At 38.3% G+C, this 12,285-nt stretch carries 14 protein-coding genes; 9 read left to right on the top strand and 5 right to left on the bottom strand.

Annotation, left to right across the window (positions count from 1 at the left end; translation table 11 throughout):
- Positions 1 to 77 precede the first annotated feature (77 nt).
- Positions 78 to 965, bottom strand: a complete 888-nt coding sequence (locus tag QRD02_RS00505; protein WP_290252934.1) for a DUF8428 domain-containing protein — start codon at positions 963 to 965, stop codon at positions 78 to 80.
- An 83-nt stretch (positions 966 to 1,048) separates the two neighbouring features.
- Here QRD02_RS00505 and QRD02_RS00500 point away from each other — a divergent pair, with 83 nt between their 5' ends.
- Positions 1,049 to 1,711 carry a ComF family protein gene (locus QRD02_RS00500; protein ID WP_290252933.1) on the top strand — a complete coding sequence of 221 codons (663 nt, stop codon included), beginning with the start codon at positions 1,049 to 1,051 and terminating at the stop codon, positions 1,709 to 1,711.
- A gap of 83 nt (positions 1,712 to 1,794) precedes the next feature.
- Positions 1,795 to 3,399, top strand: coding sequence for an Ig-like domain-containing domain (locus QRD02_RS00495; protein ID WP_290252932.1), 1,605 nt, complete (start codon positions 1,795 to 1,797; stop codon positions 3,397 to 3,399).
- Here QRD02_RS00495 and QRD02_RS00490 read toward each other — a convergent pair.
- The 4 genes from QRD02_RS00490 to ahcY form a co-directional block, all read right to left on the bottom strand.
- The gene (locus QRD02_RS00490; RefSeq protein WP_290252931.1) at positions 3,386 to 4,165 is read right to left on the bottom strand and encodes an amidohydrolase; all 780 of its coding nucleotides are present in this window, start codon (positions 4,163 to 4,165) and stop codon (positions 3,386 to 3,388) included. The genes QRD02_RS00495 and QRD02_RS00490 overlap by 14 nt on opposite strands.
- 2 nt (positions 4,166 to 4,167) lie before the next feature.
- Entirely contained in the window at positions 4,168 to 5,325 is a 1,158-nt protein-coding gene (locus tag QRD02_RS00485; RefSeq protein WP_290252930.1) for a methionine aminotransferase, read from the bottom strand.
- Entirely contained in the window at positions 5,318 to 5,788 is a 471-nt protein-coding gene (locus tag QRD02_RS00480; RefSeq protein ID WP_290252929.1) for a very short patch repair endonuclease, read from the bottom strand. Before QRD02_RS00480 ends, QRD02_RS00485 begins: the two co-directional genes overlap by 8 nt.
- A 116-nt stretch (positions 5,789 to 5,904) precedes the next feature.
- The gene (ahcY, locus tag QRD02_RS00475; RefSeq protein WP_290252928.1) at positions 5,905 to 7,221 is read right to left on the bottom strand and encodes an adenosylhomocysteinase; all 1,317 of its coding nucleotides are present in this window, start codon (positions 7,219 to 7,221) and stop codon (positions 5,905 to 5,907) included.
- Between the two features lie 94 nt (positions 7,222 to 7,315).
- Here ahcY and QRD02_RS00470 point away from each other — a divergent pair, with 94 nt between their 5' ends.
- From QRD02_RS00470 to arfB, 7 genes are all read left to right on the top strand, one after another.
- A complete protein-coding gene (locus QRD02_RS00470; RefSeq protein ID WP_290252927.1) occupies positions 7,316 to 7,951 on the top strand; it encodes a 4'-phosphopantetheinyl transferase family protein in 636 nt (211 codons plus the stop codon).
- A gap of 3 nt (positions 7,952 to 7,954) precedes the next feature.
- Positions 7,955 to 8,656: a phosphoglycerol geranylgeranyltransferase gene (locus QRD02_RS00465; RefSeq protein WP_290252926.1), complete on the top strand. Its 702-nt coding sequence runs from the start codon at positions 7,955 to 7,957 to the stop codon at positions 8,654 to 8,656.
- Positions 8,657 to 8,764: 108 nt separating this feature from the next.
- Positions 8,765 to 9,025, top strand: a complete 261-nt coding sequence (locus tag QRD02_RS00460) for a YkoF family thiamine/hydroxymethylpyrimidine-binding protein (RefSeq protein WP_290252925.1) — start codon at positions 8,765 to 8,767, stop codon at positions 9,023 to 9,025.
- Positions 9,009 to 9,647 carry a nicotinamide riboside transporter PnuC gene (gene pnuC, locus QRD02_RS00455; RefSeq protein ID WP_290252924.1) on the top strand — a complete coding sequence of 213 codons (639 nt, stop codon included), beginning with the start codon at positions 9,009 to 9,011 and terminating at the stop codon, positions 9,645 to 9,647. Before QRD02_RS00460 ends, pnuC begins: the two co-directional genes overlap by 17 nt.
- Positions 9,644 to 10,177 carry an AAA family ATPase gene (locus QRD02_RS00450; protein ID WP_290252923.1) on the top strand — a complete coding sequence of 178 codons (534 nt, stop codon included), beginning with the start codon at positions 9,644 to 9,646 and terminating at the stop codon, positions 10,175 to 10,177. The genes pnuC and QRD02_RS00450 overlap by 4 nt, the downstream gene beginning before the upstream one ends.
- Entirely contained in the window at positions 10,178 to 11,704 is a 1,527-nt protein-coding gene (locus QRD02_RS00445) for a DUF4301 family protein (protein WP_290252922.1), read from the top strand. It abuts the gene before it with no gap.
- Entirely contained in the window at positions 11,701 to 12,105 is a 405-nt protein-coding gene (gene arfB / locus QRD02_RS00440) for an alternative ribosome rescue aminoacyl-tRNA hydrolase ArfB (RefSeq protein WP_290252921.1), read from the top strand. Before QRD02_RS00445 ends, arfB begins: the two co-directional genes overlap by 4 nt.
- Positions 12,106 to 12,285 lie beyond the last annotated feature (180 nt).

The raw sequence follows: 12,285 nt of genomic DNA, 5'->3' as shown, positions 1-12,285 counted from the left end.
AAAATAAAAAAACCGCCGTGATAACTTCACGGCGGTATCATTTATTTTATAAATTACCTACTCTTTATAAAATAAGGTTATTTCAGCTCCATGGTGGTTGTTGAAATTAGGCTGGAACCATCATAAAGATTGAGAGTATATCGTCCTTCAACAAGATCTGTGTCGGATGCATTTACAAGAATACAGACATCGAGTTCGTCATTTTCATAATAAACATTGGATGAGGCACTGTAGTTAAGATTTTTATCCTCAAACTGTTTTACGGTATTGTCACCCATCATTTTATTTCTAGGATTGATAACCTGAACGTAAAAAATTCTGTCTCCTTTTTGGGCAATAGCGTTGGGGGCTAAGGTAAAGCAGGCTCTAATTTTGTCGGCGCGGCTGGCACGTTTGGTATCCACAACCTTTCCGCTGTTTCTAATGATAACGGCTTCTCCGCGCAAATCTGTTGCTTTTACAATTGACCCTTTTTTAATGGTTTCGGTCATTGCCATGTTTTCCTGGCTAACCGAATCCACTACCATACGGGTATTTGTTAATTCCGTGGATGTGCTGTCGCGTTCCATTGCGAGTTGTTTGTTGGCAGCTATTAAACTATCGGCACGTTTGAAGAGCATGGCGCGCTCTTGTTTTAGTCTTCCAACTTCGGCTTTGTATCTTTCAATTAAACCAACATTCGCTTTTGCATCCCTCACTGAATCCAAAAGAACCGTTATCCTTTCACGAGCGGCTAATAGGTCCTTGTCCTTTAATTCGTTGTCCTTTATTACTTCATCATAATTGGCAATTAAACCTTCCAGTTCTTGTTCGATATCTGCCTTTTGCGTTTCAAGATTTGAAATCGTAGATTTATTGTCGTTGAACAATGTAACGGTATAAACTGCCAAGGCAATAAGCAAAACCGAAAGGACCCCAATGAGAATCTTGAATTTGCCACTATTGTTTTCGTTTTCAGTACTCATAATTAATAAGTTAAGTTTAGGCGGTAAATGTAGGTAGGTATTCGTTTAACATATGTTTACAAAATGGTAAAAATTCTTAAAGTATGTTAAATCTACTTTTCCCAAAGGTGTGCGTTTGCTGCACGGAGCTACTGAATTCGGGGGAAAACGTGTTGTGTCTGGACTGTCTCCACTCGCTTCCAATCGCGTCATTTCACAAAACTGGCAGCGAAACGCTGAAGGATAAGTTTTATGGTCGATTCTTATTGAAAAATGCCACGGCATTACTATATTTTCACAAGCGTGGCTTGACTCAGCAATTGCTTCACAACTTAAAGTATCGGGGAAAAAAGGAGATTAGCTTTTTTTTCGGTAAATGGATGGGCGCCGAATTGGCGGAACATTCAGATTATACGCAGGTGGAAATGGTAATTCCCGTGCCTTTGCATAAGCAAAAATTGAAAAAGCGAGGTTTCAACCAAGTGGAGGGCTTTGGAAAGGAAATTGCGCTGGCCCTAAATGTTCCCTATCGCGATGATATTTTGATAAAAATTTCCAAAACCGGATCGCAGGTTTTCAAAACAAGGATTCTTCGTTTTGAAGCTGAAGAAGTTTTCTTTACCCAAAATCTGGACGATATTAAAAATAAGCATGTTTTATTGGTGGATGACATTATTACCACGGGCGCCACTTTGGAAAAATGTGCGCTTCAATTGTTGAAGGGGGAAAATGTGAGCATCAGCATTGCAACAATCGCAACAACCTAAAGTAATTTATAGTTGGTATTTGGTTATTGTTTATTTTTGGGAGCTTAAAAGAAAATTCCCGTTAAATTTCATAAAAATAGTAAGTGAAACACCGCCTTCTTTATTTACCCATCGCTTTTCTTTTTATACTTTCCTTTGTGGATTGTGCCAAAAAGGGAACTCCTTCTGGCGGACCACGGGATACAATTCCGCCGATAATTGTTAAAAGCAACCCCGAAAATTATAATACAAATTTTAATGGCAGCGAAATAGAAATCCGTTTTGACGAATATATAAAGTTGAAAGATTTATCAAAGGAGCTCATTATTTCGCCACCCATGGAATATACGCCCATCATAACTCCGTTGAGTACTTCAAAAACGCTGAAAATTAAAATATTGGATACCTTAAAGCCAAACACTACCTATTCTTTCAATTTTGGAAGAAGTATTGTGGACAATAACGAAGGAAACCAATTTGATTATTATAAATATATTTTTTCCACCGGCAGTTATATTGACAGCCTAAAGTTATCCGGAAGAGCAAAGGATGCACAACTTATTTTTCCGGAAATTCCCACCACCGTAATGCTCTATGAAACTGGAGAAACCTATAGTGATTCCCTAATTTATTTTCAAAAACCTACTTACGTAACGGTAACCACGGATACTACTGGCGTATTCGAATTCGCGAATTTAAAGGGAGGCCAATATATGTTAGTTGCTTTAAAGGAAAAAAATAATGACTATACCTTTCAACCTCAAAATGATAAAATTGGATTTATTGAAAAACCAATAACCATACCCACAGATTCCTTTTACTCCTTGACACTGTTCAAGGAAACTTCCGATTATAAAGTTGCGCGACCAAACCAAATAGGCCAAAACCACATTATTTTTGGGTATGAAGGCCAAGTGGACAGTCTGAATGTACAGCTGCTTTCTGCGAGTCCACAGGATTTCATTTCCACCTTCTATAAAGATGAAAAGAAAGATACAATCCACTATTGGTATAAACCCTCAATTGAAGCCGATTCCCTCAACTTTATGGTTGCGAATGGAGCTCGGCTAGATACTGTTACAGTAAGAATGCGCGAACTTTATAAAGATTCGCTAAATATTTCGGCAGTTAAAACTGGAGTATTAAAACTAAGAGATACATTCAAACTTCGCGTAAATACGCCCATCACAATTGTTGATGCGGAAAAATTTCAGGTTATCACAAAGGATTCGACTTTGGTTGATGCCACGGTCCAAATAAATAAAAAATATAATTTGGCTGAGGTTTTTTTCCCAAAAACAGAGGAGCAAACTTATTCGATACAACTCCTGCCCGGCGCCATCACAGATTTTTTTGAAAGAAACAATGATACTCTCCAATATTCCGTGAATACACGGCTTGCTTCAGATTACGGCACGCTCAATCTTACTTTAAATAATGCAAACCGGTTTCCAATTATAGTTCAAATAATTGATTCTAAATATAATGTTGTTGCGGAAGAATATTTGACCCAGAGCAAAAACGTATTTTTTGACGAACTTTCGCCGGATAAATATTTCCTAAGAATAGTATATGATGATAACGGAAATAAACAATGGGACACGGGTAGTTTTTTAAACAGAATGGCCCCGGAAAGAATAATTTATTATCCAAAACAAATAGAAGTGCGCGCCAATTGGAGTTTGAATGAAACATTTACATTAAAGTAAAGGAATCTCTGTCATTTAGAAACTGCAACTTTTGACGGTTGGTTTCAATTTCCTGTTTATATAAAACTATCGTTTCCCAAAATTCCGTTTCAAAATTTTCGGTAGAAATTTGTTTCCCCAAAACATCATAAATTGCAGAATGGCCCACATATTCGTGATCATTTCCATCAAAACCTATTCTGTTCACGCCAATGCAATACGCCATATTTTCAATAGCACGTGCTCTAAGCAGCGTGTCCCACGCGAGGGTTCGTACTTTTGGCCAATTAGCTACATAAATTAAAACATCGTAATCCTCCGTATTTCGCGCCCAAACAGGGAAACGCAAATCGTAACAAACAAGCGGGCAGATTTTCCACCCTTTATAGTCCACTATCAGCTTTTCAGTGCCGGCGGCGTAGGTTTCATTTTCTTTTGCCAAAGTGAACGTATGCCGTTTATCATATTTTTTATAGGTGCCATTAGGAAAAACAAAAAATAACCGGTTATAAAATTGGTTCTTTTCTGAAATAATCACACTTCCGCAAATCGCTGCATTGTGTTTTTGTGCTTCATCTTTCATCCATTGAAGCGTCTTGCCTTTATTTTCCTCAGCAAGTTTTTTGGCGTTCATTGAAAATCCGGTAGTGAACATTTCTGGCAAGACAATTAAATCTGTTTCCGCGTGAAGATTGTTCATTTTATCAGAAAACATAGAGAGATTCGCCTCGGCATTTTCCCACTGTAGTTCGCTTTGAATAATTGTAACTTTTAATTCATTTTCCATTTTTACTTATTCTTTAAAATTTCGAATTTCTTTAAAATCAATGCCGCTTCGGCTAACGTCTCATCCGTTTTTGCAAAACACACCCGAATTTGCTTAAAATCCCTTCCGCCTTCGTTGAAAACTGAAGTGGGTATGGTGGCTATTTTATATTCTTTCGAAAGCCGTTCCACAAAGGCGATATCACTTTCATCTGAAATTTCCGAAAAATCAAGCATTTGGAAATAAGTTCCTTTGGAAGGAATAATTTTGAAATTAGAACCTTTCAATAAATTCAAAAAGAAATCCCGCTTTTGTTGATAAAAATCTCCCAGTTTTAAATAGTGGTTTTCATCTTTTAAATATGTAGCCATAGCTTTTTGAATGGGATGGTTTACGCAGAAAACCACGAACTGATGCACTTTTTGAAATTCCTTCATCAATTTTTCGGGCGCGGCGCAATACCCCATTTTCCACCCAGTGTTATGAAATGTTTTGCCGAAGGAAGCCGTAACAAAACTTCGCGCTGCCAGGGCTTCAAATTTTGAGGCGCTTTGATGCACATTTCCATCGAAAATAATATGCTCATAAACCTCATCGCTTAAGACCAAAAGATTATTTTTTTCGGCTAAATCTTGCAAATGAAGCATATCTTCTTCAGAAAACAGCATTCCGGTGGGATTGTGAGGCGAATTGATGATTATCATTTTTGTTTTTGCCGAAATTTTATCAGCGACTTCTTGCCAATCCGCTTTATAATATGGAGGTTCCAGTTGAATTGGAATAATTTTTCCTCCAAATAATTCTACCGTCGGGGCATAGCAATCATAGGCCGGTGTGAAATTAATTACTTCATCGCCTTTGTTTATGGTTGCCGCAATTACTGTAAAAATAGCCTGCGTAGCGCCGGCCGTAATCGTGATTTCCGTTTCGGGATTGTAAAAATGGTTGTGAAGTTTTTCAATCTTTTTTGAAATTTCCATGCGCAATTCAAAATCGCCTGCCAAGGGTGCGTATTGATTATAACCATCGTTCATCGCTTTTTCAACTAAGGCAATCAAAGCAGGATCGCTGGGGAAATTTGGAAAACCCTGGGAAAGATTTATAGCGTCAAAGTCTGTCGCCATTTTGCTCATTTTGGCGAAAATGGAAGTTTCAACGTTTGGGAGTTTTGAGTTAATCATTTTGTCCTGTATTTATGTACACTAAAATATCGTTGATGCATTTTTCTAAATCTTGTTTTATCTCATTGGACCAAAACCTGAAAACAGTGAAGCCCAATTCTTCGAGTTGACTATTTACTTCGCGGTCTCGCTGCATATTGCGTTCAATTTTCGGAATCCAAAACCCTCTATTGGTTTTCAAGGTTTCCTTTCGTTCCGGCCAATTGTAACCGTGCCAAAATTCGCCATCAATAAAAATGGCAAGTTTGTATTTTATGATGGAAACATCAGGTTTTCCGGGAAGTTTTTTATTGTCCACGCGATACCGGATCCCCTTTTTCCAAATGGCTTTTCTGAAAAGCAATTCGGGCTTCGTATTCTTCCCACGGATTTTGCCCATCATTTTTGAGCGCTTTTTCGTGGTGTAAAAGCCGGACTCTTCGTTGAATCTTGGAACAATTATTTTTTCTTCTTCATAAACCATCACTTAAAATAAGAATAATCGCCGGTCCCAAAAGTTAAATATTTTCCAAATAAAAACCCTCACAAAATGCGAGGGTTCAATTTCAACTTAAGAGATTCCCGCCTTCGCGGGAATTCTTAATATCTGTAATACTCAGGCTTAAAAGGTCCTTCAATCTCTACACCAATATATTCGGCTTGGTCTTGACGAAGTTCTGTAAGCTCAACCCCAATCTTCTCAAGGTGAAGTTTCGCTACTTTTTCATCCAAATGTTTTGGAAGCATATAAACTTCGTTTTCATAGTTTTCACCATTTTTCCAAAGCTCGATTTGCGCCAATGTTTGGTTCGTAAAACTATTACTCATCACAAAACTTGGGTGGCCCGTGGCACAACCAAGATTTACCAAACGACCTTCGGCCAAAAGGATGATATCTTTTCCATTAATGGTGTACTTATCAACTTGCGGCTTAATCTCAACATGCGTATGTCCGTGATTTTTCTTCAACCAGGCAACGGCAATTTCGTTGTCAAAATGACCAATATTGGCTACGATGGTTTTGTCTTTCATCGCTTCAAAATGTTCTCCGCGCACGATGTCTTTATTTCCGGTTGTAGTGATTACGATATCGGCATTAGCTATAACAGTTTCCAATTTTTTCACTTCAAAACCGTCCATTGCAGCTTGTAATGCACAAATTGGGTCAATTTCGGTAACGGTAACAATACTTCCCGCACCTTTAAAAGAAGCGGCAGTTCCTTTACCAACATCACCATAACCACAAACAACTACGCGTTTTCCGGCAAGCATAATATCAGTAGCGCGGCGAATTGCATCCACAGCGCTTTCACGGCATCCGTATTTATTGTCGAATTTACTTTTGGTAACGCTGTCATTAATATTGATGGCCGGCATTGGCAACGTGCCTTTTTTCATGCGCTCGTAAAGACGGTGCACGCCAGTAGTTGTTTCTTCCGAAATACCTTTTACGCCCGCGGCAAGCTCCGGATATTTGTCCAAAACCATATTCGTTAAATCGCCGCCATCGTCAAGAATCATATTCAATGGTTTGCGGTCTTCACCAAAGAAAAGCGTTTGCTCAATGCACCAATCAAATTCTTCCTCGGTCATTCCTTTCCAAGCATACACTGGAATTCCAGCAGCGGCAATCGCAGCGGCAGCGTGATCTTGTGTGGAAAAAATGTTACAAGAACTCCAAGTAACTTCCGCACCCAAAGCTTGCAATGTTTCAATTAATACGGCAGTTTGGATAGTCATGTGAAGGCATCCGGCAATGCGCGCACCCTTCAACGGCTGTTCATTTCCGTACTCTTCGCGTAGGCTCATAAGCCCCGGCATTTCAGCTTCGGCTAGCTCAATTTCCTTTCTTCCCCAGTCTGCCAGAGAAATATCTTTTACTTTGTAGGCCGTGTAAGGCACAGTTTTCGTTGACATATTTGTTATCTTTATACCGCAAAAGCGGTCATTAATTAAAAATTAATTTTCTAGTTTTAAGTCTGCGAAAGTACTAAATATCCTTTGAAATTTTATGCCACTTTACAAAACTATAACAGTAAATCCTGCAACTAAAGTCTTCATTTGGAAGATTGAAGAATCTTTTGAAGCGCTTTCCAAGGGCACCGACCTTACAAGCAATTGCAGCAATCGTGTGGCGAATATGAAAAGTGAACTTCACAGGCGGGGATTTATGAGTATTCGGCATTTGCTCGCTTTGGAAGGATATACCGATCACGATTTGCGCTATGATGAAAATGGGAAGCCACATTTAACGGACGGCAAAAATATTTCAATAACCCATTCATTCAACTTTTCGGCGATAATTGTTAGCGATGTCGAAGTGGGAATTGACATTGAAAAACAACGAAATAAAATTCTGAAAATTGCACATAAGTTCACGCCAATCGAAGAGTACCGAACCATTGCAAATGAAGATGCAATGATGCGGAAACTAACAATTGTTTGGTGCGCAAAAGAATCTTTATATAAAAGTTTTGCCGAAAAAGGAGTGAGCTTTTTAGAACATATTTATGTGGAAGATTTTGCGCTCGACGAATCCAAAACCACAGCAGCCGTGACTTATGAGGATAAACAACAAAAATACGATGTTGATTTTCTGGAATTTGAAGGTTTCACCTGTGCCTACGCCCTTATTTCAGAAAAATAATAGATGGAAGGAATTTTTTACAAAATTTTTCTGAAATCGGTTGCCGAAAAAGAAAAGCAACTCGCCATTTTGATTGATCCCGATAAATTCAATAATTCCGAAATCGATACATTTCTGAAGAAAATTCCCAAAGAAACTACACATCTATTTGTCGGCGGAAGCACCGTTGCAAATGGGGAAACTGAAGAAACCGTAAAAGCTTTAAAGGCTGAAACAAAACTTCCCATTTTTCTATTTCCGGGAAATCATTCGCAGATTTCGGATTTGGCGGATGCGCTACTGTTTTTGACATTACTATCGGGAAGAAATGCCGAATATTTAATCGGACAGCAAATTAAGTCCATTTCAAAATTGAAGAATTCCCCTTTGGAAATCATTTCGACGGGCTATATTTTAATTGACGGCGGCAAAAATTCCTCAGTTTCAAAAGTGACAAATACGGAGCCACTTCCACAGGAAAATATTGAAATCATTGTGCACACGGCTTTGGCCGGTCAATTTGTGGGCGCAAAACTTATTTATTTGGAAGCGGGTAGTGGGGCGAAATTTCCAGTAAAACAAGAAATTATTTGCGAAGTTAAAAAAGCAATAAATATCCCATTAATCGTAGGCGGCGGAATTAAAACCGATAATCAAAAACAAGCCGCCTATAATTCCGGCGCAGATATGGTTGTTATGGGAACTGCATTTGAAAATGCCCCCTAACCCCCAAGGGGGGAATACATAAATCTCAAAATCCAAATTCCAAAACTGCAAACTGCGACTTCGACTGAATACTTTTTAAAATTGTAGTTTTGAAAAAAATTAAAGAAAATGAAAATTTCAGTTGAACTTACCCTCACACCTTTGCAGGACGATTACGAACCGGCAATCATCAATTTCATAAAAAGTTTACGAAATTCGGGACTTGCCGTTTTGGAAAATCCGTTAAGTACACAGGTTTATGGCGATTATGACGCTGTTATGGATTTGCTTCAAAAGGAAATGAAAGTTGCATTGGAAGCCGTGGAGCGTGGTTTGCTTTATATAAAAATCGTAAAATCCGATCGCAGCGATTATGAACCCCATTTTTGATTGGTTTTTTCAGCAGTACCAAAACGTTCCCACACATATCGTAATTCTTGAAATTGCCGGAGTTTCGTTTGGATTGTTGAGTGCTTGGTTCTCAAAACAGGATAATATTTTAATCTATCCCACGGGAATTTTAAGCACCGCCATTTTTGTTTACATTTTGTGGTTTTATGATTTGCTGGGTGATTTGGTAATCAACGCCTATTATTTTTCAATGAGCATTTACGGGTGGTACATTTGGACGCGAAAAGTAGATGCCGAACATTATACGCCAATCACGAAAACCACTTCAAAGGAAAAGCAAATCAGCATTTTTATTTTTGTTGGAACGCTAATTTTTATTTATGTCATTTATGAAATTTTCGATAAATGGGATAGTTGGACAGCCTATGTTGACACTCTCACAACGGCCATATTTTTTGTTGCAATGTGGCTTTTGGCGAGAAAGAAACTTGAAAATTGGACGTTTTTGCTCGTCGGAAATGTAATTTCGCTACCATTGTATTTTTACAAAGGATTGATTTTTACATCGTTTCAATTTTTGCTTTTTGTCATTATTTCAATTTATGGATACCGCGCGTGGAAGAAAAACTTGAACAAACCCGAAACCAGCCTTCTGAATTGATTAAAGTAGTTTTATACGGTCCCGAATCCACCGGCAAAACTACGCTTGCCAAGCAATTGGCGGAACATTACAACACACTTTGGGTGCCGGAATTTATGCGGGAATTTCTTCAAAAAAAATGGGATTCCAAAAAGAAATTGGTTGAAAGGGAAGACTTAATTCCCATAGCAAAAGGGCAATTGCGACTTGAAAATGAACGCTCGGAACGGGTTAATGATTTGTTGATTTGCGACACAAATTTGCTCGAATTGAAAGTATATTCCGAATATTATTACGATGGATATTGTCCCGACGAAATTAAGGAAGAAGCAACCAAAAATAATTATAACATCTATCTTTTAACCTATATCGACACGCCTTGGGAAGCAGATATTTTGCGTGATAGGCCGAACAATCGCGAGGAAATGTTCCGTATTTTCGAAGCCGAATTGAAAAAACAGGGTTTTCCTTATGAAATTTTAAAGGGCAACGAAAAGGAAAGATTTAAAAACGCAGTCAAAATCATTGACACATTGCTGAAGAAAAATTAAATGTTTACTGAAAAAAACTTACTCCAAATAAACAGCCACGGGCTCTCGGAGGCCGAGATAAACCGACAACTCACGATTTTTAAAAATGGAATTCCGTTTGCAAATGTGGTTGCGGCGGCTGCCGTCGGCAATGGAATTGAAACACTTTCGCCCGATCAACAGCACCAGTTCGCAACACTTTTTGACATTGAAAAGGAAAAGCTAAGCTTGTTAAAATTCGTGCCCGCTTCGGGGGCAGCGACCCGGATGTTCAAATTTTTGCATGCTTTTTTGGATCGATTTAATTTTGAGAAAAACAATATCGATGAGTTTCTTCAAAAGGAAGAAAACAGGGAATTAAAGAAGTTTTTCGGTTCCACGGATAAGTTTGCGTTCGCGGATTTGGTTACGGAAAATCTTCATCGAAAATATTCAGATTTCCAGCATTTTGAAAAAGGAAAGCAATATTATTTGTTCGTAAAGGAAACGCTCGATAAAACTGGTATCAATTTGAGCGAAACCCCAAAAGGCCTTGTTCCGTTTCATAAATACGGCGAAAATTATGTGACCGCGTTTGGAGAGCAACTGTACGAAGCTGCTTTTTATGCAACCTCCAACGGAGTTGCAAATCTACATTTCACCGTTTCTGAGGAGCACGAAGAAAAGTTCAAAAAAAGATACGAGGAAATTCAGGAAATCGTTGAGAAAAAAACTGGAGCAAAATTTAATATTTCGTATTCCTTTCAAAAAAAGGAAACCGACACCATTGCGGCAACACTTGAAAACAATCCCTTTTTTGATGAAAGCGGAAATTTGGTTTTCCGTCCGTCCGGCCATGGCGCATTGCTGCAAAATTTAAATGAAGTAGATGCCGACATCATTTTCATTAAAAATATTGACAACGTGGTTTCGCAAAATTATGTGGAAACTATTGCTTTTCAGAAAAAGGTTTTAGCCGGAAAATTGATTTCGCTTCAACAGAAAATATTTGATTTTGTAGAAAAACTTCATTCTGAAATTTCTTCCGAAGAAGTTTTAAAAGCTGCGTCAAAATTTATTTCCGAGGAACTTCACATAAAAAGCACGCCTACAATTAAGGAGGCAATTTTGAAAATTTTGGAACGACCCATTCGAGTTTGCGGCGTGGTTGAAAATACGGGCGCTCCCGGCGGTGGGCCCTTTCTTGTAAAAGATAAAAATGGAAACGAATCCTTTCAAATCGTGGAAATGTCACAAATTGACATAAATAATCCGCAACAAAAGGCTTTGGTTGAAAAAGCTACACATTTCAATCCGGTGGATTTGGTTTGTGGCGTTCGTACTTATAAAGGTGAAAAATTCAATCTTTTGGAATTTTCCGATCCCGATGCCGGATTTATTTCGAATAAATCCCACAATGGAAAGGAAATAAAGGCCCTCGAACTTCCCGGACTTTGGAATGGCGCGATGGCAAATTGGAACACGGTTTTTGTGGAAGTGCCGTTGATTACTTTCAATCCAGTAAAAACGGTAAACGACCTTTTGAACGAAGTGCACCAAACCCAATGAATACGGAGCATTTAATTTCTGAATTGAATTTTAAGGCCGTCCGTAGTAGTGGGCCGGGCGGGCAGCATGTGAACAAAACGGCCTCAAAGGTTGAGGTTTCCTTTGATTTGGAAAACTCGCATTCTCTTTCAGAAATTGAAAAGGAACGGCTTCGAAATAAAATTCCAACAAAAATTTCTTCTGAAGGAATTATTACACTGCAATGCGGCGAGACACGAAGCCAGCATAAAAATAAGGCCATCGTGATTGAGCGCCTAATTGCGCTGCTTCAGCAAAACCTAAAAGTGGCAAAACCCCGAAAAAAAACGAAACCTTCTAAAGGTGCGATTGAAAAGCGTTTAAAATCAAAAAAGGAAAACGCACTTAGAAAATCTTCGCGTAAACCGCCAAAAATTGAATAGTGTTTACACAAAAACTGTATAAAATTTATACACGTGTATTTGTTTTTATACAGTTTCTTTTATTCTTAAAAATAGCATTTATCTTTTTAAATAACTGTTAAACAGCACACTATGTTATTCTTCAGCAGGAAATTTTCTATGGCACTACTTTTTCTAATAGGTTAAGCAACCAACAAACTT

This window comes from Aequorivita aurantiaca, from assembly GCF_030410135.1.
GTDB classification, from domain to species: domain Bacteria; phylum Bacteroidota; class Bacteroidia; order Flavobacteriales; family Flavobacteriaceae; genus Aequorivita; species Aequorivita aurantiaca.
The sequence above is the reverse complement of the archived record's forward strand: the minus strand, read 5'-3'. Positions and strand labels throughout refer to the sequence as shown.